The following is a 24009-nucleotide window of genomic DNA, read 5'->3' on the forward strand; positions in this document are numbered from 1 at the left end:
AAAGAGGTATCTATAATAGGTTGCAATATAACGTTTTTGATCGCTTATAATAAGTGATCGTTTATATGAGTAAAAATAGGATACCGCTGAGTTAACTACAAACAACATAAATACTAAGTGGATATTTGAAATACTGTGTTCATTCCCCACAAAGAAATCCAAAAAAGGCAGAAACACAACACCTAATATTAAAATTGCAGAGCCAACAAATATATATGCTTTTTTATAAAATACCATTAAGGACTTAACAGTCTCTGTATTTTTTTTAGAGAGTGGATCATATAAACTATACGTCATTGCGGGTCCTAGACCTAATTCTACTAGTGATAAGATGCTTAAGATAGTAGTAAATAACCCATTAATCCCTAAATATTCAGTCCCTAAGATTTGAATGAATACTAATCTTGATATAAAACTGATAAGAATACCTATAGTCTGACCAACCACGGCATATGATAAATTCTTTATTGAACTTTTTATACGCATATAAATAACTCCAAATATATTAAATTAAATTCGACTTAGTTAAGTAATATTCTTGTAGTCTAAAAGCTACGTCTTTAATATCATATTGACTTAATTCTTTTTTAAAAACCTGATCTCTTTTAGGACTCTTATTATAGACTTTATTAATTATATTTTCAGACCAACTTTCTGCCCCTAATTCTAATGGAAGGTAATTTATTCTGCCCGTAACGTTCGCTTCTGTAGGAACAACTCCCTCTGATGTAAAACAAGTAAGACCAGATGCTTGAGCCTCCACCAGTACCATTCCTAATCCTTCATAGAGAGATGGGAAAACAAAACTATCCATCACTTGCATGTATTCTCCTACATTTGGAATACTCCCAAGAAAAATCACATCAGATCCTAAGCCTTTAATTTTTACATATTCCTTTACTTCATATTCAAGTTCTCCTGTTCCAATTAGCAGTAACTTTGATTTATTTACCTTACTATTAAAGTCACTAAATATGTCAATTACAAACTTGTGATTCTTTACATTAGAAAATCTTCCTACATGTCCAATTACAAAGTTTTCGTTTAAATTTAATTTCTCTCTAAGGTTTCTACGAATCTTATTGTCATATTTAAAGCTAATTAAATTTATACCATTTTTTATAATGGTTATATCGTTTGTATTTATCTTTGAATCCTGAAATAACCAATTTGACGCTTTATCAGAACAACTGAAATAAGTATTTGCATACTTATGAATCATTTTACTGTTAAATTTATGTAATAAAAAATGTATCTTACTTTCGGCTTCTGTACTATGTGCGTGTACGATACGTGTCTTGATATTAAACCAAGATGCGATTTTTAAAGGATTAACATACGTTAAGGAAGATACATGCTGATGTATTATTTCAATTTGCTTTTTATGTTTAAACAACTTAATCCAATCCCTATAATGCTGGAATATGTTCTTTGTTCTAGGAGTTATATAATAAATCTTACCTCCTAGACTTTTAATCTCTTCATCATATGCACTTACTTTAGTAGAATGAACTGCAAAATCAAATTGAACTTTTGTTCTATCGATATTTCTATACACGTTCATAATAAACGTTTCTATACCGCCTCTGTTCATACTGCCCACCACATGTAGGACTCTAATCATTTTTTATCTCCCTAACAGCTCTTTATATTTATAAATTGTGTCTTTTGCCACTAGATTCCAATCGTATTTACTCTTTATAAATTTTCTGGCGTTCAATGACATATCCTTCAAAAGATGTTTCTGATTATATGCCTTTATTATTGTAGAACCAATGTCAGTTGCATTTAAATCAGCTTTCCAACCACATTTTTTATTATCTATGTCATCTGCCATATTAGTACCGGGTGTTGCAATTACTGGTACCCCAAAACTTAATGCCTCCATAATACCTATGGGTTGCCCTTCAAATCTAGACGTTTGAACAAAAACGTCTGAATTTGAAAGTATCTTAATTTTCTCTTCTCCAAATATACCGTCGTTAATTATCACTACATCTTTAACATTAAATTTATTTATAAGTTCAATTACTTTGCTTGCGCCACCTTCATGATCTGGTCCATATATATTTAATTTTATTCTGAACTCTTTCATTTCTTTATGAATATTACTACATGCTTCTATTAATATATCTAGACCTTTATGGAATGGATCTAATCTTCCTATATATACTAAGTTTAAACCTATATCTGATAATATTTCCTTCTTTACAGAATTTACATTCATTCCATTACTCCCAATAAAAGAGCGACTAGACTTCGGGGAAGAGTTTTCTAATTCTTCATTAGACAGATATTGGATTGCCATTGCATTTTTAATAAATCGATTAAATATCAATAAACTTCCAACTATCTTTTTTAACTTCTTTTTTTCTCTTGCGGGTTTTGTAAGACTTCCATGAGGTACTAGTATATAGGGAATATTATTATCCTTTAAGTATCTTGTAAGCCTTGAGTAAACAGGAAAATACACACCGTGAAATACTACTAAATCAGGTTTATTATATGGAAACGGAAGATCTGCAATACTTTTGTTGTTACAATCTTCAGCTAAGTTGTATATCTGCAGATTGTTTTCACTATTAATTATAGGTTTGTAACTAGTACAATTTAGAAGTGCAACATTTGCAATTTCACTTTGATATTTCACGTGTAATGGTACTACATTACTAATTCCACTTGCTTTGTTGTTGGTTATACTAGATACATGTAAGATATTCATATATATTCCTTTCTATACAATCCTATAACAGCTATTTCAAGTACTTTTCGATTTTAGAAATTATTGATTTATAATTACTTCTTCGATCAAACTTTCTTTCTGCAAGTAACCTACTATTTTTCCCTAGACGTTTAATCAAATCGGAATTAGATATTAAGAGCCTTATTTTTTCTGCAATATCAATATGATTATCATTTTGGCAATTTAATCCCGCTTCATATTTCTCTAATAGTCCTCTATATTCTTCACTTTCCTGTGTATTTATAACTGGTAATCCAGCTGCTGCATAATCGCCAACTTTGTTAATGATACTAGCAGCTGACCTTTTCTTAATTGGGTTCACAGCTATATCGCAATTCCTTAAATACGTAACCATTTCTTCGTATTGCAGTCTACCTGTAAAGATATGGTTGATATTTCTTTGTTTAGCATAGTCTTCAAATCTAGATTTTAGAGGACCGTCACCCATAACAATAAATTTAATGTTATTTGTACAATTGTCTTTTAAGTGTTTGAGAGCATCAATTACTGCTTCAATATTATAGCTATGCCCTAATGTTCCAATATAAGCTATCCATACTTCATTAGAAGGTTTATTAATCTTTGGGTTCTGAACAATAATATCATCAAAGTATTGAAGGTCAGTACCTAAGTAAGCACTACTGCCTTTAATATTTTTGTTATTTACTTCTAATACTCTTCTTAGATATGTGTCAGATACTGCAATTATATCATCAGCATTTTTATAAATATAATGCGCTTTAAGTTTCATTGGAGAAAAGATAATATTAGATATCAAAGGCGTATTAAATACAAGTTTGAATGCCTCAGGCCACAAATCTTGCACATCTATAATGAATTTAATATTGTTGGATTTAGCATATTGTGCTGCTACATATCCTGCATCTAAGGAAGGTACAGCACAATATATCAAATCAGGCTTCTTCCTATTTTTAAGATACTTTTTTAAATTGATACCAAATGAATAGTGGCTATAAAAGCGTTTCAGCGAAACATTTCTTGTATAACCTGTTTCATTTAATAGAGTTATTTTAAATGCGGATTCAAACGGACTTTCTACTCTATTCTTCTTTGTTCTATGCGAAAATTTTGTACTTACTATCTCAACCCTGTATCCTCTATTTGATAATTCAGTGGCTAAATAATTAAAGCGACCATTTCCTGGCTCTCCTGGTGTTTGTGTAAAGTGAGCTACTATTAGTATGTCCTTCATTATTTCAGCCCACTTCTATAGGCAGGGAAAAACTCAGCCTCTTTAGTTGTGTTCGTTATGTCACAAAGATCTTTATAAATTACTTGGTTCCAAACTCTTTTACCTATGTAAAAGTCAAATTGAGTATTTTTTGAGAAGTTTCTTTTAAACTTATATAGAGTATCATCTTCAGAATTTGTACGTCCTCCACCATGATGTATTAGTTTGAATCCTTTTTCTTTTCCCCAAAGAGTTATTGCATAACGAAGTATATATGCTGGTGAGTAAGTTATGTATTCTGATAGTGTTCCAGATAAGTGCGTGTGAATATAATCATTAAAGACAAAGTAAAAACCTTGCGCAATTACTTTATTATCTAATATTGCTTTTACTAGAACTATGTGATCTCTGTATAAATTAATTGTATTCACAAAATACTCTTCATCGAAATAATAATAATCGCCAGCATTGTTTCTATTCATAGTAGAATAGTATATATCCATAAATCCCCCTATATCTACTGGCCCCTCTTCAATTTCATATGTAATACCTTTTTCTAATGCTTTTCTTATGTTCCTCCTACATTTTTTTGAAAATTCACTAGCTATTGGGTCTTCATAGGATGATAGATTAGTTCCTAAAGTTTTTCTAATTAATTCAATATCATATACAGGTTTAAAGTCTAAAGCGTTATTAACTATTGGATGAAACCTTATAAACTCACTAATAATATTATTCTCTAAACAAAATTCCTTAAATGCACACTCATATGCGGAAATAAGTTCTGATTTACGACCGTCTACAGTATTTTTAATGATCGGGCCTCCGTAACCATACGGAGTTACTATATCAAAATACTTATCGTTTCCTTCTATTGGTATTTTTCTCTTTATGAATTGATTTTCTATTCTTCCTGCCTCATGCTTAAAATTAAAAACATGAGCTTTTCCTTGTTCAACTTTTTCATACAAGGTACCATATTGACCATCGAAGTATATATCCTCAATCTTTCGCATCTCATAAACTCCTTACAAAAGTGTCCATTAATTTTAATGTATACTCCATATCTTGTGTATCATATCTTTGGTCACAAACTATTGACAGTTCTCTATCGTACATTTGTATATATTCCCCTTTAATAAGTACAGGTTTTCCCCAATGCACAGGCAAGAATATATTATTCTTAGATAAGAATTCACGTAATTTCTTCCTATTGTTTTGTTCTATTATTATTGGTACAAAAAGCGGACAATCTTCATCTTTAAGATTTGAGAAAACGGGAATTATATCATTACCTTTATTCTCATTTATGTAATCCAATATAACAGATGCATTTTCCCTACGTTTTTCTATAATAGAATTAATATCTGAGTTAGCTAAAATATTAATAGACTTTTTATCCATTGCAAATAACCTATAATTCTTATTTAAATTATCATTTGCTTCTTTATATAGATTCAAAAAAATCTCTTTCAAGTTATAATTAATTTGATAATCGTGAATATATTTTTTCTTCAGTGCCATTGCATCATATCTTGACTGAATCATTTTATTATTCGTTTTGTTACAAGTTTCAATTGTAAAAGAACCTTCAATTTTTACAGCCAAACCACCGCTCAATATTGGAAACCATTTTCTTATACTAGCAACTTTATAATGTGAATAATTCTCAGCATTACATTTCGACAGTAGCGAGTGAGTTACATCTTCTATAACTGTGATACCTTTTCTTTTAAAAGCTAGAATGAAATCGTTCATATTACTTTCAGTAAAACCAAAATAATTCATTGCAAAGAAAATATCACACTTTTCATCTAAATCAATTTTATATTTTAATCCTTTATCAAAATAAACCTCATAAAATTCAACATTTATATCTCTTTCTATAAATGGTTGTAACATCGAGTCACAGCAGTAAGAAGGAAAATACACTGTTGTATCATCTTTAATTTGAGGTTTCAAATCTTCCAAGATTAAATCAATTGCTGTCCTACCAGATAATACAAGCCTATTATCAAAACCTAACTCTAACCATGATGGGAGTTGAGGATAATCATTTTCAAGAATAAATTCATCCTCTAACCAAAATTCACTCCCTATTTCTCTCATGTGAATTCTCCCTTGTTATAGAATAAGATAAGATATCATGATATTTTCCATTTTTATATATTCTATTTTTTAGAATTCCTTCCTTAACAAAACCACATTTTTCAAACAATTTTTGAGATCCTTCATTATATTCTAATATATTTGCTGCTATAGTATTTAGATTGAGTTCATTAAAAGCATATTTTAAAATCAAGTTAACTGCTTTGTATCCAATACCTTTATTCTTATTTCTACGGTTTAATTTGACATTTATTGTTGCTGTTCGATTTTTCATATCTATACTTGTTAAAGAAATTAATCCTACTGCATCCGATTCCTTTGTTTGTATAATTAATTTCAAATTCCTCGAATCCATATTTACAGCTTGAATCCATTCTATCTGCTGTTTATCTGAGACTGGAAAAGACCAGCCAAGAACCATGTTTTCAGTTTGGGGATCATTTATCATATCTTTCAAAAGATCCTTATCGTCAATTTCTACCGCCCTTAATTTTAATTCATTATCTTGAATGTTCATAAAGTCCCCCCTTTTTTCTTCACTTCCATTTGCCTGTAAACATGGAAATCCATTATTTCTGTAGTTCCCCTTACAGCAACACCCTCACGCTTAAAAACTTTTACAAAGGTCAAGTATAATATTTTTATGTCATTAAATACGCTTATATTATTGACGTAACTTATATCAAGTTCGAATCTATCATCCCAGTTTAATGCATTCCTACCGTTTACTTGAGCCAAACCCGTTAACCCTGGTCTAACTGAATGCCTAACTTTTTCTCTTTCATTATAATAAGGTAGATATATTACCGCTAAGGGCCTCGGTCCTATTAAACTCATTTCGCCTTTAAGAATATTTATTAGTTCAGGTAATTCATCAATACTGGTACTCCTCAAAAATTTCCCGAGTTTTGTAAGTCTATCACTGTCAGGTAGTAATTCACCGTTAGAATTTCTTTTATCAGACATTGTGCGAAATTTATACATCTTAAAGATTTCTTCGTCTCTTCCTGGCCTATCTTGTTTGAATAGTATAGGACTACCTAGATTAATTTTGATAATAATAGAAACCAGAATTATAACTGGTAATAAAACAATTATTGCCATTGTCGCAAAAAGAACATCAAATAACCTTTTCAAAAAAAATTTATACACGAACTATAACTTCCTCTCTTGAATTAAAGACAGATTTTATTGTTTCAACAACTCTGCTTAAATCTTCAAGTGTCATTTTTGTATCACTTGGCAAGCATACTCCATTTTCAAATAACTTTTCTGCTACTCCTCTACCAATGAAATCAAAATCTTTAAAATAAGGTTGCATATGCATTGGCTTCCATACAGGTCTTGATTCAATATTTTCTTTTTCTAAGACCTCCATTACATCATATGGTCTTACAATGCCGTTTAGAATTATACTGGATAACCAGTAATTTGGATTATCCCATGTGTTATTAGGCATAAATTCTACCCCATCTAACCCTTCTAATTCCTGCTTATAGAAAGCATATATTTCTTTCTTTTTCTCAACTCTTTGTTCTAGAACTTTAAGCTGACCACGCCCTATTCCAGCTACTATATTGCTCATACGATAATTAAAACCTAATTCACTGTGTTGATAATGCCTTGCTTGGTCACGACTTTGTGTAGCCCAGAATCTAGCCTTCTTAATTTTTTCTTCATTATTTGAAACAAGCATTCCACCACCTGAAGTAGTGATAATCTTATTTCCATTAAAAGAGAAAATTCCGTAGTCCCCTATAGTACCGGTCTGTCTGCCCTTATAGTACGTTCCTAAGCTTTCAGCTGCATCTTCAATTAAAATAACGTTATGTTTTTTACATATTTCAGTTATTCTATCCATATCAGCAGATAGTCCGTATAAATGTACAACAATAACTGCTTTGACGTGAGGATACTTTGTAAAGGCTTCTTCAAGAGCTTCAGGGCACATGTTCCATGTTTCGAAATCACTATCAATAAATACAGGAATAGCACTCTGATAGATAATTGGGTTAGCAGTAGCTGAAAAAGTAAGTGTTGGACAAAATACAATGTCCCCTTGACCCACACCAGCTGCTATTAACGCAAGATGGATGGCAGCTGTTCCTGAGGAAAGAGCTGCTGCTGCTTCAGAACCCACATTCAGCGCTAACTCTCTCTCAAACTCATTTACGTTTTCTCCAAGAGGAGCAATCCAGTTTGTATCAAAAGCTTCTTGTACATATAACTTTTCATAACCTTCATCACTCATATGTGGTGATGATAAAAAAATTCTATCTTTCATTATAATTGTCCTCCTCATAGATCAATTCATGTTACCAACTAGTAAGTCTTCATTATTATTTGCCAAGCTTAATACATAATCTCTAATATACTTAGAATCATAAAACTGATAATTATTAATCAGTGTTGTTACGCGGGAGAAATCCCCGTTTATGGATTTCCCAACAAAGATTTTAGGGTAGATAGCATCCTCATGAACTTCATCTTTGCCAAGAAGTTCTTCATACATCTTTTCACCAGGCCGTATACCAGCAAATTTAATGCCTATTTCTTCCTCAGTATACCCTGATAATCTAATCAAGTTTTTTGCCAAATCTACAATCTTAACCGGTTTGCCCATATCTAATACAAAGATTTCCCCACCATTAGCTAGTGTTCCAGCTTGAAGAACTAACCTTGATGCCTCAGGTATAGTCATAAAATACCTCGTCATTTCGGGGTGAGTGACCGTCAATGGTCCCCCTGCCTTGATTTGTTTTTTAAACAACGGAATGACACTCCCCCGGCTTCCAAGGACATTCCCGAACCTTACTGCAACAAACTTTGTAGTACTGCGCTTGTCTATATCCTGAATTATCATTTCTGCAATTCGCTTAGTCGATCCCATAACATTGGTTGGATTCACTGCCTTGTCTGTTGAAACAAGTACAAAAGTAGTTACGTTGGCTAAATCAGCTGCTTCCGCTACATTTTTTGTACCAATAACATTGTTCTTAATTGCTTCTTTAGGATTGTACTCCATTAATGGAACGTGTTTATGTGCAGCAGCATGGTATACAACGTCTGGGTGATATACATCCATTACTTGCTGGATTCTCTCTCTGTCCTGTACATCAGCGATTATAGGTATAATCTCGATACTTTTATCAATTGTATTTCTTAATTCCATATCAATTGTATAAATAGAATTTTCTCCATGACCTAATAGAAGTAACTGCTTAGGTTTAAACTTAGATACTTGCCGGCATATTTCAGACCCAATTGATCCACCTGCTCCAGTAACTAAGACGATTTTACCAGTTAATTTTTCCGAGATACTTTGAACATCTAACTCCACAGGATCTCTTCCTAGTAAATCTTCTACTTGTACATCCCGAAACTGCTGTACAGATACTTTTCCAGTAATAATATCTTCTAACATTGGTACAATCTTGGTGGTAGCATCGGTTTTGCTACATTCTTGATAAATTGTTTGCATTTTATGTTTGTTAAGTGACGGAATGGCCAAGATAATGTGCTTGATTTTATATTTCGCTACAATCGCAGGAATGTCAGCAGTCACACCCACAACTGGAGTTCCATAAATATCAAGCTTTTGTTTATTTAGATCATCATCTACAAATGCAACAGGCTGTAACTCATGGTCATGATTTTTTAGTAAATGCCTTACAAGCATCGTACCAGCAGCACCAGCACCTACAATTAACGTGTTTTCTTTTACTATATTTGATTTAATCAGTCTATCTTTCGATAACCTCCATGAGAACCTACTGCCCCCGATTAAACAGATATGCAATAGCCAAGTTAAGAATAAGACACGCACATATATATTGCCTATGAAAATGGATTGGACAATAGCTGCAGAAATTACAGATAGACTAACGACTTTAATTATTGCAATAACTTCTCCAGTACTAGCATAAGACCAAACCTTATGATAAAGCCGGTAAATAAATGAGAAAATATGATGTGTTATAAGTAATGTTAGTGAACTGACTAACAGCATCTTAGATGTGAATATACCGAAATATGGGTTTAAAAAATAATAACCAACATAAACAGAAAATAATACAATAAATGAATCCATACCGACTAGCAGCGCTAATCTTTTTGAATAACTCAAGAGATCCTCCCCTTCTTACTTTCTTCAATTTGAATTCTCTTATCTATGGCTTCATTTACTAACTTTTGTATTAATAGGAGCTTTTGAAGAGGTGCATCCTGCTTGATATAGCGCATTGTCTTTTTAATTGACTTAGGCAAAGCATCAAATTGATTGATAGGAATCCCACCTTTCCAAATATTCACCCGAAGATGCCAAATAACTTCTTCTTTGTTTTAATACGTTCTGGAATATCGCCTACAATGTTTCTTCCTTCAATAAGATCGGCAGCATTTTCTTGCATTTGTGCTATGAATGCTGCTCCATATTCATTTTCTAGGAGATTGTAGGCTTCTCGCAGTACAAATGTCCTATTACGAATGTTGTGTGCGTCAGACGCGACAAAATGACAGAGATTACTATCAATCAGTTTGAAACTGAGTTGCTGCATCTTCTTACCGAACTTACCTAATATACTTGCTGCTGTCACTTGAGTTAAGGTTCCCCCCTTTACGACTTCATATAATAGATTAGGATCCTCCAATATAGCCCTATTACGCTCAGGATGGACAATCACTGGTTTATAGCCTTGTACTTGTAAATCATAAAGTAGTTGTTTCGTGAATTTTGGGAAAGTTGCTGTCGGGAGTTCAATCAATAAGTAGGGTGTGTGCTGGTTTATTGGTAGAACTTCTTTTTCATCAAGACCTTCTGCTAATTCCCCGTAAATCCTTGTTTCCTGACCGGGTAGAATAGTCAATGGGATATTAGCTGCTATTAATGCATTATTCAAGTTGCTTACATCTTCTATAATATCGGCATAGTAATTATCAAACTGATTATTTCGATGATGCGGGGTAGCTACAATTGTACTAATCCCCTCTTCTACTGCAGCTCTTGCCATATCAAGACTTTCTTCTATAGTACGAGGGCCATCATCAATTCCCGGCAATATATGACAGTGAATATCGATCATTTGTTTCACTCCATTTATACTTAAGAGCAATGCGCGCGGATACCTATGCAACATTGCTCTTAAGTGTGTTGTTTATTAGTTTCCGTAGTAGTAATACGTATTTGAATGCTTTTGTGCCACATCGTTGAGGACAACACCAAGTAACTTAGCTTGAGCAGGTTCGATTAGTTCCTTTGCTTTAAGGATTGAATCGTATTCTGTTTGCTCACTACGAACAACGATAATAGAACCATCACAAATATTGGCTAGGATTTGTGCATCCGTGACTGCTAATACTGGAGGTGTGTCAATTACTACCATGTCATAAGTCTCTTCTGCTAATTCCAATAGTCTTTTCATAGCATTTGATCCTAATAATTCAGACGGGTTTGGTGGAATTGGTCCGCATGTAAGCAAATCAAGATTCGGTATATCCGTTTGCTGAGCAGCTTCTTCCAATGTTTTCTCTCCAATAAGTACCGTGCTCAATCCTGTACGGTTATCCATTTTGAAGGTGTAATGGGTTGTAGGCTTCCTCAAGTCAGCATCTATAAGTATTACTTTTTTCCCTTGTTGAGCAAACACAATAGCAAGGTTAGCTGTAACAGATGACTTTCCTTCTGACGGTCCAGAAGATGTAATCAGCATGCTGTGAATTTTTTCGTCTACTGAAGCAAATTCAATATTAGTTCGCAATGTACGGAACTGTTCTGAGATTGGAGACTTCGGATTTTGTTTTGTAATGAGGGAACGGACATTTGTCTTAAACTGTTTTTTTCTTTTGGCCATTATAGTCTCCCCTTACATTTCTTCTCTGAGCTGTAGTCTTATATTGCTTATTCGTCACGAGATCGGCTTCTGTCATATGGCTGATAGATCCAATAACAGGAATACCAATTTTCTTTTCAATATCTGTTTCTGTTTTGACCGTGTTATCCAAGTATTCAAGCAAGAATGCAAGACCGATTCCAACCATTGCGCCTAGTACCATAGCGATAGCCGTATTTAATAGTATATTTGGGCTAGCAGGAGACGGGTTGTCCACTTTTTCTGCCAGGGATAATGGCTTCACGTTCTCTAAGTTCATCAATTCTGGGATTTCATTTTGAAAAACGTCTACTGTAGTATTTGCAAGTTCTGCAGCCTTTGCTTGACTAGTGTCAGTAGCTGTAACAGTAATGATTTGTGTATCTGCTTCTGATGTAACTTCCAGCTTTTCCGCTATTTGAGTCGAGGATAAAGTTAGATTCATCTCTTTAGCAACTTCATCTAAAATCACAGGGCTTGTCATTACAATTTTATATGTATTGATTAAGCTAATATTTGATTGTATCGCCGTATTCAGTGCCGAGACATCAACATTCTCTTCCTGATTGACGACGACTGATGCTTTTGCAGTATATGTAGGTGTAATGAGAAAATAACTAACAATAAATGCGATTGCAGCAAAGCTAATAATCAAAGATAAAATCATTACTACTCGTTTCTTAAGCAGTGTAAAAATTTCCTTTAAAGATATCGTTTCTTCCATTCATGTCCCTCCGTTTTTAATCTAGTTGTCAAAATCTGCGAAGTAATACTAACTTTCTATCAATTACATACTTTTTTATTATATCTTCATTACTTAGTTCTGCAATGACATTTTTTGTCGAACGGTAAAATATTTTACAAAAAACGTTGTTATCCCAGGAAAAATGAGTATAATATATAGTTCTTTTTATCTGTTTTCCAGCAAACACAGAAGAGTATATCATAGAATTTCCAATTAGGGGGCGTATTTACAAATAAATTAAAATAAAAAAACAAGCCTTTAATAAGGCTTGTTTTTTTGGGAACTTAACTTTATTCTTTATCTTTCATTACATAGTTTTTAATATAGTCTTCTAATTGATCCTTAAGATCAGGTCGATCAAGCGCAAATTCGATTGTCGCTTTAATAAATCCGAATTTATCCCCAACGTCATAACGATCTCCAGTGAACTCACATGCGTATACAGCTTGTTTCTTGTTCAATTCCTTGATTGCATCTGTAAGCTGGATTTCTCCACCAGCACCAGCAGGAAGAGTTTCCAAGATATCAAAGATTTCCGGAGTCAGTACATAACGGCCCATGATTGCATAGTTGGAAGGTGCTTCTTCCTTCTTCGGCTTCTCAACCAAGTCGCTAACCTGCATCAAGTTAGGTTCGCTAGTGGAACCCTGAGGTGCAACTACACCATACTTGGATACTTCGGATTCGGGTACTTGCTGTACACCAACAACTGAACCGCGATATTTTTCGAAAGCCTCTGTCAATTGTTTCAATGCTGGTGTACCGTCTGTTTTCACGATGTCATCACCAAGCAATACGGCGAATGGCTCGTTGCCGATGAATTTCTTCGCTGTAGAAATGGCGTGGCCAAGTCCTTTTGCTTCTTTTTGACGGATGTAGTGGATATCAGCCAAGTTGGAGATGTCTTGGATTTCTTCAAGCATCTTCATTTTATCCTTCTTGATCAGCTGATCCTCTAGTTCGTAGGATTTGTCGAAGTGGTCTTCAATCGCACGTTTCCCGCGTCCGCTGACAATGATGATATCCTCGATACCGGATTTGACAGCTTCTTCGACAATGTACTGGATTGTCGGTTTATCGACGATTGGCAGCATTTCCTTTGGCTGTGCTTTTGTTGCGGGCAGGAAGCGTGTTCCTAGACCTGCAGCTGGTATGATGGCCTTTTTGATTCTCATGTGTTCTGCACCTCTTTATGTAGTGTATGTAGATAGCGTGTAGAGTGTTTCGTACAAATTATACTTCCCGATGCAATGAAGATAAAACATATTTCCATTCGGCAAAGCGCAACTCATACTAAAGTCCCTCTACCTTTACTGAAACTGTAAAAATAGTAACATACTTTTCAGAATCGGCTCAATAGGTAACTTTCTACATTTCCCTACAATATACGTGTTTAATATTACAGTTACATTACAACTGCGTAAATTCTGGTAATCTAGGTGCCAAATTATGCTATAGTATGATTAATTTCTATGGATTATGAAAATAAAGGAGAACGTTACTAGAATGAAAAAGACGATTGTTACCCTTGCTGCTACTGCGGTAATTGCTAGTTCATATGCCACAACTGTTGACGCTGCATCTTACAAAGTTCAGAAGGGCGACTCGCTCTGGAAGATTGCTAGCAAATACGATACTTCCGTAAATAAATTGATGGAAATCAACGGCCTGAAAAGCTCTATCATTTTCCCTAACCAAGTATTACAGACATCTGGTTCATCCAGTTCATCTAAATCTACTACTAAGACATCTTCATCATCTTCTAGCAGTGCATCTACATATACTGTTAAATCCGGTGATACGTTGAGTGGTATTGCAGCTAAACATAAGATTTCTTTGAGCAACTTGAAAAAATGGAATAATATCTCCGGATACTTGATCTATCCTGGTGATAAGCTGAAGGTTTCTGCAGGAGGCTCTTCTTCTTCATCGAATAACAGCTCTTCCTCTAATTCCGGAAGCTCATCCAGCAGTTCTTCTTCTACTTATAAAGTGAAGTCTGGCGACTCACTATGGAAGATTGCGAACAACAACGGCGTTTCTGTTGCGAACCTGAAAAGCTGGAACAACCTATCTTCTGATGTGATCCGTGTTGGTCAAACATTGAAGATCAATGGTAAAGCGAGCAGCGGTTCATCTTCTTCTACGAAGCCTGCGAATAACACACAAGTGGATTCCGCTAAGACTTCTAAGAGTGTGGACAAGCTGATCAGCGTTGCTAAATCCCAGCTTGGCAAACCTTATGTATGGGGCGGAGCTACAACTGCTGGATTCGACTGCAGTGGTTTCATCTACTATGCATTCAAGAACGCCGGGTTTGATATCTCCCGTACATCTGCGGAAGGTTACTTCAACCGTTCTTACTATGTAAGCTCACCGCAGCCTGGTGACTTGATCTTCTTCAAAGGTACGTATAAAGCTGGTATCTCCCATATGGGTATCTACCTTGGCGGCGGTCAGTTCATCCACGCGGATAACGATGGCGTACGTATCACAAGCACAAGCAACTCTTACTACGCGAAGCACTTCGATAGCTACAAACGCTTCTATTGATCATAAGAGCTTGGGACAGAACCTTCTGTCTCAGGCTTTTTTATTTTGTTTTCAGACGTGATGAGCCTGCGAAGATCTGTCAGCTGGCGGGCAACTTCCGCCACCAGGAACAGCATTATTACGACACCGATTACATAGAAAACGAGTTGAAGCATTTGTTTCCCCTCTCTTTAATTCTGTTATCTATTAGACGATTCAGCACGATACTTGGTTTCACTTTCACACAAAAAAAGGCTCATTCCTACATTCGGAATAAGCCTCTTTTATGAATAATCCTGTATTTAGCTACTTCTACACGTGTACCTTCTGTTTCAGAAGACGTAATGTCGAAATTATCCATCAAACGTTTTACACCAGGAAGTCCGCGACCTAATCCGCCGCCAGTTGTAAAGCCGTCCAGCATGGCTTCCTGCAGATTTTGTATCCCAGGCCCATTATCTTTCGCGATGATATAAATACCGACTCTTTTTTCTTCTTCTTCGCTGCGGATACAGATTGTTCCGCTGCCTGCATATTTATAAATGTTACGGGCAAGCTCTGAGATGGCTGCAGTGATGCGTGCTTGTTCGACCGCGCTGAATCCTAAGTCTGCTGCTAGCTTCCTGCCGCATGATCTGCTCGTGACAATATCTTTTTCATTTTCTATCTTCACTTCCGTCACCTTCCCCTCACCAGGAGCTGACACCGTTTGCTTGCATATACTGATAGATAGGTCTCCTTCTGTTTGGCCTAGAACCATTAAAATAAGCCAAAGTAAAGACACTGTATTGATGCCCCTACTTTGGCTTTATCGCTAGTTCCATGCCCAGCTGATTGCTAGCCAATATGATTAAGTTAGTTTTTGAAAGGATCTATTATGACGACAATGATGCTCCGATCCGTTTTAAACTCCCAATCTGCGAATACTTCTTGTACAGCGCCTTCCAGCAGATGACTTTCTTGATCAAATGCCTTGCGGAGCGCGTCCTTTTCCAGATTGCTTTTCGCTCTTCGCAACACTTCTGTCTCACCCAGTTTGAAAATCTCTTTCTCTATGTCTACCAGGATGCCATCGCGATAGATAACGAGAGTTCTACTATTTAGTGTAACTGTTTTTACTGTATTTGGCAACTTTTGAATCGATTCCGTGATCATAGACACAAGCTCATTGATCTGCAGAGAAGATTCTTCTTGATCTATCGTGATGATACTATCTCTTGCGGCTACGATAACACCGCCATTTGTCTCTATATTCCAATCATAAAAGAAGTGCTGATAGTCGCGCCCTGTGCCCTTCTCAATTTGTTTTTTCAATTCCGGAAGACATTTTTCCATGAGCGTATCTCGTGTATCGTAGACCATTGCATATTGCTCTTGTTCCAAAAGCACCTTTTCAACTGGTGTCAGCAAATCCCGCACATATATGCATACTATGTCCTCTGAAAGAGAAACAAATACCGCTTCGGGACCTTTTCCAAAGTGTTTTCGCAAAAGCCCTGCCGTGAATCCTGCCAGCTCTTTTTGCTGTTCTTTTATATTCATTCTCGTATACCCTGTTTCCGATAGATTTTTTACTTTTATTGTACTTTATCAGCGCCTTATTTGGATATAAAAAAAAGCCTGCACTAACGAATTTTAATCGTCATGGTGTAGGCTTCGTTGTTTTGTTCCATTGACATGGATAATTCTTCTCCTTCCAGGATTATGCGGGGCATATCGTCCAATGTCCGCTTTGCTTTCGGGTTTTCATAAATAAATGATTGTGGCATAAAGAACAGACTGTTTTTTCCATCCGTTCCTTTTTCGAGTATGATGTCATGAAGATCTGGAATTTCGATCATATGCTTGTCTATATATATTTTCGCCACGATCGGCTTATGGTTGAAAACGAAAAAGTAATTATCGTTTATGGACGAACCTCTTTTTGTTCGCTCGACAAAATCCTGCACACTTAACGTCAATGAAGGGCAAGTCATCTCTTACCACTCCTTTCCTGTCTAAGCAGTTGCAATTCTTTTTTTCTTAGGTGGCTTGCTACTTGTTATGTACCCTTCCAGCAAAAATATAAACGACTTATCCACAGGCTTTATGAAACTTTTGAACCAGGGCAAATGTGCTTTGCATCAGGGGTTATGATACACTAGGTGCTGTGACTTTACTTATTTCGACAACTGGGGGCGGACTTATGTATCCTACAAATACGATACGCGAAAAAGCGTCTTTATTCTTTCACATATTATGGCCTATCCTCGTAACACAGATCAGCTACAATGCCATGACGGTGCTGGATACCATGATGTCAGGACGTGCCGGCACAGATGATCTGGCTGGTGTGGCTGTCGGCTCCAGTCTCTGGATGCCAGTTTATACAGGATTGACAGGAATCATGCTGGCAATCACGCCAATGGTCGGACAGTTGATCGGCAATAACCGTCGCAGCGATGTTGGACGGACGGTGATGCAAGGATTTTATTTGGCAATCGCGATTTCCTTGGTTGTATTGGCTATCGGTGCAGTTGCGCTGCAGCCTGTACTTGGGATCATGGATTTAAGTGCTGACGTACATACAGTTGCAACAAATTATCTGCACGGACTTTCCATCGGTATTATCCCGCTGTTTGCCAGTGCCGTGCTGCGTAATTTCTTTGATGCACAAGGCTATACCCGAGTAACGATGGTGATACTCTTGATGGCTTTGCCAATCAATGCACTGCTGAATTATCTGCTCATTTTCGGCAGCTTCGGTTTTCCGGAGCTTGGCGGAGCTGGTGCTGGCTATGCGACAGCCATCACTTATTGGTTCATATTCGGTGCAAGTGTGTTCCTGACATTCAAGCTGAAGGAAATGCGTACGCATTATTTGTTCGTCAAATGGTATAAGGTATCATTCCAGGCTTGGAAAGAACAATTGAAAATCGGCGTGCCGATGGGGCTCAGCACTTTCTTCGAAGCGAGTATCTTCAGTGTTGTAACGCTATTGATGGGTTCTCTATTCGATACAACCGTAATCGCAGCCCATCAGACAGCATTGAACTTTACAACGCTCATGTTCATGGTGCCGCTCAGCATCTCTATCGGTATGACGATTGTAGTATCGCATGAGGTCGGGGCCCGCCGGATGACCCACGCCAAGCAATACGCGATTCTTGGTGTCAGCTCTGCACTCGTGATCATCGGTATATTAAGTCTGCTGTTGTTTATTTTCCGTGAACAAATCAGTTACTTCTATACATCCGATCGAGCTGTCGTACTGCTTGCTATGCAGTTCATGCTGTTCGCGATTATGTATCAGTTCTCCGACGCAGCCCAAGCATCCCTGCAGGGCGTGCTCCGCGGATACAAGGATGTTACCATTCCGTTTATCATTGCCTTTATTTCCTATTGGATCGTCGGTCTGCCAAGCGGATATCTATTATCCAGATTCACATCACTAGAACCATTCGGGTTCTGGGTTGGAATAACGCTCGGTTTAACCTGTGCTGCAATCGGCTTCTTCCTGCGACTGCGTTTCATCCAGCGTAAACAAAAGCAAGCCGCTGTATAAGCACCTCCATTCTTGGAGGTGTTTTTTTGTACAACTTTCCTGGTTTCCAAGAACAATGCATGGAAACCTAAATAAATGTCACAAAATTCGACCTACTTTCCCAATAAAAATCTGCTAGGAAACATGCTATGCTTGATTCAGGCAAAATCTTACAGACTAGGGAGTGTAACTGATGCGTTCTGACGTCACGTTCAACTCAGAAGAGCTAAGGGAACTGCTCAATTTGTGGTATATGAATATCAAATTGAAGAAAGTCCAAGCAGCGGAAAAGCTTAAAACGGAAGTATCCGAACAGCTCGCTAAAGGTGAAGCGAATGACGACGTCGTCAAGCTAGCACTTCTGATCCACAGCCGCCATCATATTCTCTGCAAGAATTATACGGAAGCAGAAAAGCTGATCAGCCAAGTAGAAAACTTCTCTCCTTATCTCAAGGAAGAGCATCTCTACTATCTGCATCTGTTCAAGGGCATGTACCTGTATTCGACAAAGGACTATTACAATGCCATTGAAGAATATGGGCAAGTCGAACCTTATCTTGGCTATATCCAGGACGAAATAGAAAAAGCAGAATTCTTCGATGTGTTTGCGTCTGCTCTTTATTACTTGGATTATACAAATCGTTCTGCTATTTATGCAGAGAAGGCTATTTATATTTATCAGCTGTATCCGTCTTATGAAAGAAAATTGACGCGAGCAAAGATATTAATAGCATTGAACTATATTGATATGGGCGAGTTTGATTTGGCTGAAGAGTATCTGCATTCAGCACTTCAAGACAGAAACGCCATGAGTGATGAGATGGTTAAAGTGAGCATCTATCATAATTTAGGTTTACTTTATGAACGTAAACGTTTATATGGAGCAGCAACACGATATTTAAAAAAGGTCTTACCTTATCAAGATTTTGAGAACTACCTTTCCACTCTTTATATGTTAACTAGTATTTCTTTCGAAGAAGGAAAATTCGAAAATGCTATTTATTACTATCGATTAGGAATGGATTATATTGGACAAGAAACCGATAGAGACTATTACTGGAAGTTCAAGATACTCTATACTCGCTACATTGACAAAGATGAATACATTCAGGTACTAACAGATGCTGTAGAATACTTCAAAGGTAAAAAGAGATTCTTCGAAACTCAAATCTGCGCAGATGAACTTGCGACCTTCTACACAAATGAAAAAGATTTTGAACGTGCTAACCATTTCTATCGCTTAGCCCTTGGAAATCACAATAACATTGTAATGTTCCATTCAAGGAGGTGATAATAATGACAAAGAAAAGAATCGTTGGATTTCTAGTACTTGCTACAATCCTAAGCAGCATTGCAGGCTATTCCTTTAGTGATAGTGCAATTGAAAAAGGACACCTACCTAACGCCATCAAGTACACGGACTTCTAATACTTAAAAAAGCAAAAAGCCCGGCCTTAGCCGGGCTTTTCTCATTTTCCATATCGATAGCTAGGGGCTCCTACTACATCTGTCTCATATACAAAGATACCGCCAGCAAGAGGCTCTTTCTCCAGATCCTCTTCCGTCAGGCTCTGCCTTGCTGTTGTAATAAACAATGTCTTCCGGTCAGGACCACCGAAAGTACAGCTGGTTACTTGGCTGACTGGCAAATGAACGTCCTTGAGACGCTCACCTGTTTCCGGGTTCCATCGGGATACTTTAGATCCTCCATAGTGGGCGATCCACAGTTTTCCTTCTTCATCGATTGTCATACCATCCGGTTTACCGTCTTTGAAAGAAACAACGGTGCGTGGATTGCTGATTTCGCCCTTCTCTCCATCGTAATCAAAACATTGTACCTCGCCAGTCGGTGTATCAATATAGTAGAAATACTTATGATCCGGGCTCCAGGCAAGTCCATTGGAGTTGCCGATACCATCGATGATACGTGTCAGCGTTTGATCCACTTCCATCCGGTAAAAGGCTCCTTTATAGCCGCTGCCTTTCTCTGGCATCGTTCCTGCCCAAAGCCTGCCGTAAGGATCAGCTTTTCCATCATTGAAGCGGTTCGAAGGTCTGTCGGTTTCCGGACTGTGGAGCAGAACCTTCGCTTTCAGATCGCTATCCGTCTCATAGATGCCTTCCTCCATCGCCATAATAAGACCGCCATCCTTTTTCAGAATGACTGCTCCAATTTTTTGGTCGACCGGAATCTCCCGGTGCTCTTCTTTCTTTGTATTGTACACATGAATTGATTTTCCATTAATATCAACCCAATACAATTCCTCCGTCTCTTCCCGCCAAAAAGGACCTTCAGCCAAGCTCTGTTTCGCATCTATAAATAATTTCGCTTCTGCCATGTTCTCCACTCCTTTATGTATATATATCCTGCTATAGTAATAATACCACTGTATGGATTACTTATTACCTGATTTCCTGTCAACTAAGCATCCTATTGAAGAAAAGGAGGGAAAATGATGTTCGAAACAGAACGCCTGCTCATACGACCTTACACAAATGAGGATCTGCCTTTTTTGGAAAGCTTGGTCAGCGACCCGCGAGTAGTCCGCTATATCGGAAACGGCATACCAAGAACCAAGGAAGGCGCACGCTTGTTTTTTAATTGGAATCTGTCCCAAATGAAAGAAGACCAGCGCTACGGATTGCAGGTACTTGTGGAGAAAGCAAGCGGAGAACCTATTGGACATGCCGGGCTTGTTCCGCAGGAGGTTGATGGGGCTACGGAGCTTGAGGTGGGTTATTGGATTGCTCCTGCTTATTGGGGAAAAGGCTTTGCAACGGAAGCTGCAGCCGCAATCCGAGACATTGCATTGAAACAATTGAATGAAGATAGAATCATAGCCTTGATCTACCCAGATAATATAGCCTCATGCAGAGTTGCGGAGAAGCTAGGGATGCATATTTGGAAAACAATTGAGCGACACAATAAAGAAGTACTTGTTTATAGCAAAGAAAAAACCCCTCCTAATTAGGAGGGGACGTACTTAAGCATCATAACCGTTCGGACGGTTCTGATGCCATCTCCACGCATCACCGATAATATCTTTCATATCTGTACGTGATGGGTTCCAGCCAAGCACTTCTTTTGCCTTCGCAGAGCTTGCGATTAAGACAGCTGGATCACCAGCACGGCGCGGACCGACTACAGCCGGGATTTCTTTTCCTGTCACTTCGCGAGCAACATCGATCATCTCTTTTACAGAGAAGCCTTGGCTCGAGCCGAGGTTGAAGACATCACTCTGACCGCCTTTATCCAAGTACTCTAATGCCAGCAAATGGGCATCGATCAAATCGACAACATGGATGTAGTCGCGGATGCATGTTCCATCTTCAGTCGGATAATCGTCACCGAAGATGCTGATATGTTCACGCTGTCCAAGTGCTGTCTGGAGGATGATAGGAATCAGATGGCTTTCCGGGCGATGATCCTCACCAATCTGACCACTAGGATGTGCTCCCCCGACATTGAAGTAGCGCAGTGAGACGAATTTAATACCGTACGCTCCGTCACACCATTTCATCATTTTTTCCATCATCAGCTTGGACTCACCATAAGGACTTTCTGGATTTGTGTCCAAGTCCTCCGTCAGTGGCACAACATTTGTGTCGCCATAAGTTGCTGCTGTGGAAGAGAAGACGATTTTCTTCACTTCATGCTTGCGCATTGTCTCAAGCAGTACCTGCATGCCGTACACATTGTTTCCGAAGTATTTCAACGGATCCTCAACAGATTCCCCAACAAGTGAGCTTGCCGCAAAGTGGACGACTGCATCTACTTTTTCCTTCGTGAATACATCATCCAGGAATGCAGCGTCACGAAGATCTCCCTCATAGAAGACCGCATCCTTGTTTACTGCTGCCAAATGGCCAGTGTTTATATTATCAACGATAACCGTTTCAAAACCGCGTTCAATCAGTGTCGCTACAGCGTGTGAACCGATGTAGCCTGCACCGCCTGTGACTAGTACTTTCATTTCATCATTTCCCCATTCTAATTAAATTTAACTTCCAGCGCCCTAGCATCAACCCAACCTAGTTCCTTATCATCCTTATATATTTTACAATAGGAACCATGCATTGTTGCAGCTTCTTCTTTTACATTTACTGACGCATTGATGTAGGCAGAAGCCTTTCCTACTTTTTCACATCCATAACTATTATATGGCTGAGTCCATAATACATGATTATATGGATAGGCTAACTTGGCATTCCAATCACTTGATGTGTTGTAGACCATGTCATATGTTTTAACATTTTCAGTAGATACCTTCTGGTTCCTACTCCACAATAACTCTAAAAGAAGTTTTAATTCCTCTCTATCATCAGCTAGAATCGCTTGATATAATAATCTGGTTTTTAACGGGATTCTAGATAATACTTTGTTAGGAAGCCTTAGCAAATAAGAGTGTATCTTATCATACAATATGTCTTGATACTGACTATTTAAATGCTTGAATTCTTTGAGATACAAAAAGAAATCTACTGTTAATACTTTAAAATGCCAATATCTTTGTACAGATTCAAAATCAGAACGTTCTACTAAAAACTCAAAGCATTTATTTAGAATTTGCATACGATCAGTAAAATTCTCTATTCCACTGCGAGACTGTGTAATAGATGGATTATAGGCATCATCTCGATTTCTCCATTTGTAAACTACTGAATCAACTAGAGCAACTTCCCCGGCCAGAACATGAGCTTTTAAAGAATAAATAATATCCTCATAGCTAATGGATTCTGGAAATGATAGTTCATTGTCTAAGATGAACTTCTTTTTATACAGTTTATTTGTTACTGTGCTATCAAAGAATAAGTCTGGTCGCTTTGATATATGCGTGGTCCCGTCGGTGCAATCCCACTTTATTTTTTTATGGAGATTAGAATCGAACTCTTCTCTTTCATTATATTTTATAACATTACCTATTACAATATCTGCCCCAGTTTCGTTCTGTTTACTAGAAAGCCTGTAAAGGGCATCATTGGGTAGTACGTCATCTCCATCTAAAAAGAAAAGATACTCCCCACTAGAATGCTGAATACCAAGATTTCTTGCTCCTCCGGGACCCAATCGTCCTGTTGTTTGACATTTAATTACATTGCTATACATTCTAGCCAAGCCATTTACAATTTCGCTTGTTCTGTCTGTGGAGCAGTCATCAACTACTATTATCTCTACCTCATTATGGCTTTGGTTCTGAACCGATTCTATTGCATCTTTAATATATGCTTCCACATTAAAAGCAGGTATGATTACTGAAATCAATATTCTTCCCTCCTAAACAAATAGCTAAGGCATGA

26 protein-coding genes are annotated in these 24009 nt (G+C 37.3%); 5 read left to right on the top strand and 21 right to left on the bottom strand.

The genetic code is table 11. From position 1 onward, the window contains the following. The 14 genes from SFC25_RS15220 to galU all read right to left on the bottom strand — a co-directional run. A partial coding sequence (locus SFC25_RS15220) for a lipopolysaccharide biosynthesis protein (protein ID WP_411216107.1) occupies positions 1–486 on the bottom strand: 486 nt, incomplete at its 3' end. A 19-nt stretch (positions 487–505) separates the two neighbouring features. Continuing rightward, a complete protein-coding gene (locus tag SFC25_RS15225; protein WP_411216108.1) occupies positions 506–1624 on the bottom strand; it encodes a glycosyltransferase family 1 protein in 1119 nt (372 codons plus the stop codon). Between the two features lie 3 nt (positions 1625–1627). Beyond that, on the bottom strand, positions 1628–2722 hold the full coding sequence (locus SFC25_RS15230; RefSeq protein WP_411216109.1) for a glycosyltransferase: 1095 nt from the start codon (positions 2720–2722) through the stop codon (positions 1628–1630). Positions 2723–2753: 31 nt separating this feature from the next. Continuing rightward, positions 2754–3956 carry a glycosyltransferase family 4 protein gene (locus tag SFC25_RS15235; protein WP_411216110.1) on the bottom strand — a complete coding sequence of 401 codons (1203 nt, stop codon included), beginning with the start codon at positions 3954–3956 and terminating at the stop codon, positions 2754–2756. Next, the gene (locus SFC25_RS15240) at positions 3956–4951 is read right to left on the bottom strand and encodes a peptidoglycan bridge formation glycyltransferase FemA/FemB family protein (protein WP_411216111.1); all 996 of its coding nucleotides are present in this window, start codon (positions 4949–4951) and stop codon (positions 3956–3958) included. Before SFC25_RS15240 ends, SFC25_RS15235 begins: the two co-directional genes overlap by 1 nt. A 1-nt stretch (position 4952) precedes the next feature. After that, on the bottom strand, positions 4953–6044 hold the full coding sequence (locus tag SFC25_RS15245; RefSeq protein ID WP_411216112.1) for an aspartate aminotransferase family protein: 1092 nt from the start codon (positions 6042–6044) through the stop codon (positions 4953–4955). Next, positions 6025–6561 carry a GNAT family N-acetyltransferase gene (locus SFC25_RS15250; RefSeq protein WP_411216113.1) on the bottom strand — a complete coding sequence of 179 codons (537 nt, stop codon included), beginning with the start codon at positions 6559–6561 and terminating at the stop codon, positions 6025–6027. Before SFC25_RS15250 ends, SFC25_RS15245 begins: the two co-directional genes overlap by 20 nt. Beyond that, complete coding sequence (locus SFC25_RS15255) at positions 6558–7196, bottom strand: sugar transferase (protein ID WP_411216114.1); 639 nt, start codon at positions 7194–7196, stop codon at positions 6558–6560. The genes SFC25_RS15250 and SFC25_RS15255 overlap by 4 nt, the downstream gene beginning before the upstream one ends. Next, on the bottom strand, positions 7189–8328 hold the full coding sequence (locus tag SFC25_RS15260) for a DegT/DnrJ/EryC1/StrS family aminotransferase (RefSeq protein WP_411216115.1): 1140 nt from the start codon (positions 8326–8328) through the stop codon (positions 7189–7191). Before SFC25_RS15260 ends, SFC25_RS15255 begins: the two co-directional genes overlap by 8 nt. 21 nt (positions 8329–8349) lie before the next feature. Then, positions 8350–10170 (bottom strand): polysaccharide biosynthesis protein, encoded by a 1821-nt coding sequence (locus SFC25_RS15265; RefSeq protein ID WP_411216116.1) that lies wholly within the window; start codon positions 10168–10170, stop codon positions 8350–8352. Between the two features lie 181 nt (positions 10171–10351). Continuing rightward, positions 10352–11125 (bottom strand): tyrosine-protein phosphatase, encoded by a 774-nt coding sequence (locus SFC25_RS15270; protein WP_411216117.1) that lies wholly within the window; start codon positions 11123–11125, stop codon positions 10352–10354. Between the two features lie 75 nt (positions 11126–11200). Beyond that, the gene (locus SFC25_RS15275; RefSeq protein ID WP_411216118.1) at positions 11201–11893 is read right to left on the bottom strand and encodes a CpsD/CapB family tyrosine-protein kinase; all 693 of its coding nucleotides are present in this window, start codon (positions 11891–11893) and stop codon (positions 11201–11203) included. Beyond that, complete coding sequence (locus tag SFC25_RS15280; protein WP_411216119.1) at positions 11868–12635, bottom strand: YveK family protein; 768 nt, start codon at positions 12633–12635, stop codon at positions 11868–11870. Before SFC25_RS15280 ends, SFC25_RS15275 begins: the two co-directional genes overlap by 26 nt. A gap of 311 nt (positions 12636–12946) precedes the next feature. After that, positions 12947–13831, bottom strand: coding sequence for a UTP--glucose-1-phosphate uridylyltransferase GalU (gene galU / locus SFC25_RS15285; RefSeq protein WP_411216120.1), 885 nt, complete (start codon positions 13829–13831; stop codon positions 12947–12949). Between the two features lie 331 nt (positions 13832–14162). Here galU and SFC25_RS15290 point away from each other — a divergent pair, with 331 nt between their 5' ends. Next, complete coding sequence (locus SFC25_RS15290) at positions 14163–15209, top strand: C40 family peptidase (protein ID WP_411216121.1); 1047 nt, start codon at positions 14163–14165, stop codon at positions 15207–15209. Here SFC25_RS15290 and SFC25_RS15295 read toward each other — a convergent pair. The 4 genes from SFC25_RS15295 to SFC25_RS15310 form a co-directional block, all read right to left on the bottom strand. After that, positions 15203–15364: a hypothetical protein gene (locus SFC25_RS15295; RefSeq protein WP_411216122.1), complete on the bottom strand. Its 162-nt coding sequence runs from the start codon at positions 15362–15364 to the stop codon at positions 15203–15205. The two genes, SFC25_RS15290 and SFC25_RS15295, sit on opposite strands and share 7 nt — an antisense overlap. Before the next feature lie 86 nt (positions 15365–15450). After that, on the bottom strand, positions 15451–15972 hold the full coding sequence (locus SFC25_RS15300; protein WP_411216123.1) for an ATP-binding protein: 522 nt from the start codon (positions 15970–15972) through the stop codon (positions 15451–15453). Between the two features lie 71 nt (positions 15973–16043). Then, on the bottom strand, positions 16044–16730 hold the full coding sequence (locus tag SFC25_RS15305) for a Na-translocating system protein MpsC family protein (RefSeq protein WP_411216124.1): 687 nt from the start codon (positions 16728–16730) through the stop codon (positions 16044–16046). Positions 16731–16813: 83 nt separating this feature from the next. Then, positions 16814–17164, bottom strand: coding sequence for a hypothetical protein (locus SFC25_RS15310; RefSeq protein ID WP_411216125.1), 351 nt, complete (start codon positions 17162–17164; stop codon positions 16814–16816). Between the two features lie 209 nt (positions 17165–17373). Between SFC25_RS15310 and SFC25_RS15315 the strand changes: the two genes are divergently transcribed. The 3 genes from SFC25_RS15315 to SFC25_RS15325 all read left to right on the top strand — a co-directional run bounded on the left by SFC25_RS15315 (position 17374) and on the right by SFC25_RS15325 (position 20139). Then, complete coding sequence (locus tag SFC25_RS15315) at positions 17374–18732, top strand: MATE family efflux transporter (RefSeq protein ID WP_411216126.1); 1359 nt, start codon at positions 17374–17376, stop codon at positions 18730–18732. 172 nt (positions 18733–18904) lie between these two features. Next, a complete protein-coding gene (locus SFC25_RS15320) occupies positions 18905–20002 on the top strand; it encodes a response regulator aspartate phosphatase (RefSeq protein ID WP_411216127.1) in 1098 nt (365 codons plus the stop codon). Positions 20003–20007: 5 nt separating this feature from the next. Continuing rightward, positions 20008–20139 carry a hypothetical protein gene (locus tag SFC25_RS15325; RefSeq protein WP_256366455.1) on the top strand — a complete coding sequence of 44 codons (132 nt, stop codon included), beginning with the start codon at positions 20008–20010 and terminating at the stop codon, positions 20137–20139. 41 nt (positions 20140–20180) lie between these two features. Here the strand turns inward: SFC25_RS15325 and SFC25_RS15330 are convergent, their stop codons facing one another. After that, positions 20181–21050: an SMP-30/gluconolactonase/LRE family protein gene (locus SFC25_RS15330; RefSeq protein ID WP_411216128.1), complete on the bottom strand. Its 870-nt coding sequence runs from the start codon at positions 21048–21050 to the stop codon at positions 20181–20183. Positions 21051–21164: 114 nt separating this feature from the next. On the opposite strand from SFC25_RS15330, the gene SFC25_RS15335 reads away from it, so the two are divergent. After that, entirely contained in the window at positions 21165–21683 is a 519-nt protein-coding gene (locus tag SFC25_RS15335; RefSeq protein ID WP_411216129.1) for a GNAT family N-acetyltransferase, read from the top strand. 12 nt (positions 21684–21695) lie between these two features. Here the strand turns inward: SFC25_RS15335 and galE are convergent, their stop codons facing one another. Next, on the bottom strand, positions 21696–22685 hold the full coding sequence (gene galE / locus SFC25_RS15340) for a UDP-glucose 4-epimerase GalE (protein WP_411216130.1): 990 nt from the start codon (positions 22683–22685) through the stop codon (positions 21696–21698). Positions 22686–22702: 17 nt separating this feature from the next. Beyond that, positions 22703–23974 (bottom strand): glycosyltransferase, encoded by a 1272-nt coding sequence (locus SFC25_RS15345; protein ID WP_411216131.1) that lies wholly within the window; start codon positions 23972–23974, stop codon positions 22703–22705. Positions 23975–24009: the final 35 nt, after the last annotated feature.

The organism is Terribacillus saccharophilus (assembly GCF_046592595.1).
In the GTDB taxonomy this organism is placed as follows: Bacteria; Bacillota; Bacilli; order Bacillales; family Amphibacillaceae; genus Terribacillus; species Terribacillus saccharophilus_C.

What these genes read in the sequence shown, in the direction of transcription:
- SFC25_RS15310 (WP_411216125.1), bottom strand. Translation starts at nt 17,164, where the DNA reads ATGACTTGCCCTTCATTGACGTTAAGTGTGCAGGATTTTGTCGAGCGA.
- SFC25_RS15335 (WP_411216129.1), top strand. Translation starts at nt 21,165, where the DNA reads ATGATGTTCGAAACAGAACGCCTGCTCATACGACCTTACACAAATGAG.
- SFC25_RS15280 (WP_411216119.1), bottom strand. Translation starts at nt 12,635, where the DNA reads ATGGAAGAAACGATATCTTTAAAGGAAATTTTTACACTGCTTAAGAAA.
- galE (WP_411216130.1), bottom strand. Translation starts at nt 22,685, where the DNA reads ATGAAAGTACTAGTCACAGGCGGTGCAGGCTACATCGGTTCACACGCT.
- SFC25_RS15235 (WP_411216110.1), bottom strand. Translation starts at nt 3,956, where the DNA reads ATGAAGGACATACTAATAGTAGCTCACTTTACACAAACACCAGGAGAG.
- SFC25_RS15315 (WP_411216126.1), top strand. Translation starts at nt 17,374, where the DNA reads ATGTATCCTACAAATACGATACGCGAAAAAGCGTCTTTATTCTTTCAC.
- SFC25_RS15245 (WP_411216112.1), bottom strand. Translation starts at nt 6,044, where the DNA reads ATGAGAGAAATAGGGAGTGAATTTTGGTTAGAGGATGAATTTATTCTT.
- SFC25_RS15270 (WP_411216117.1), bottom strand. Translation starts at nt 11,125, where the DNA reads ATGATCGATATTCACTGTCATATATTGCCGGGAATTGATGATGGCCCT.
- SFC25_RS15290 (WP_411216121.1), top strand. Translation starts at nt 14,163, where the DNA reads ATGAAAAAGACGATTGTTACCCTTGCTGCTACTGCGGTAATTGCTAGT.
- SFC25_RS15275 (WP_411216118.1), bottom strand. Translation starts at nt 11,893, where the DNA reads ATGGCCAAAAGAAAAAAACAGTTTAAGACAAATGTCCGTTCCCTCATT.
- SFC25_RS15230 (WP_411216109.1), bottom strand. Translation starts at nt 2,722, where the DNA reads ATGAATATCTTACATGTATCTAGTATAACCAACAACAAAGCAAGTGGA.
- SFC25_RS15260 (WP_411216115.1), bottom strand. Translation starts at nt 8,328, where the DNA reads ATGAAAGATAGAATTTTTTTATCATCACCACATATGAGTGATGAAGGT.
- SFC25_RS15325 (WP_256366455.1), top strand. Translation starts at nt 20,008, where the DNA reads ATGACAAAGAAAAGAATCGTTGGATTTCTAGTACTTGCTACAATCCTA.
- SFC25_RS15330 (WP_411216128.1), bottom strand. Translation starts at nt 21,050, where the DNA reads ATGGCAGAAGCGAAATTATTTATAGATGCGAAACAGAGCTTGGCTGAA.
- SFC25_RS15250 (WP_411216113.1), bottom strand. Translation starts at nt 6,561, where the DNA reads ATGAACATTCAAGATAATGAATTAAAATTAAGGGCGGTAGAAATTGAC.
- SFC25_RS15225 (WP_411216108.1), bottom strand. Translation starts at nt 1,624, where the DNA reads ATGATTAGAGTCCTACATGTGGTGGGCAGTATGAACAGAGGCGGTATA.
- SFC25_RS15240 (WP_411216111.1), bottom strand. Translation starts at nt 4,951, where the DNA reads ATGCGAAAGATTGAGGATATATACTTCGATGGTCAATATGGTACCTTG.
- SFC25_RS15305 (WP_411216124.1), bottom strand. Translation starts at nt 16,730, where the DNA reads ATGAATATAAAAGAACAGCAAAAAGAGCTGGCAGGATTCACGGCAGGG.
- galU (WP_411216120.1), bottom strand. Translation starts at nt 13,831, where the DNA reads ATGAGAATCAAAAAGGCCATCATACCAGCTGCAGGTCTAGGAACACGC.
- SFC25_RS15295 (WP_411216122.1), bottom strand. Translation starts at nt 15,364, where the DNA reads ATGCTTCAACTCGTTTTCTATGTAATCGGTGTCGTAATAATGCTGTTC.
- SFC25_RS15320 (WP_411216127.1), top strand. Translation starts at nt 18,905, where the DNA reads ATGCGTTCTGACGTCACGTTCAACTCAGAAGAGCTAAGGGAACTGCTC.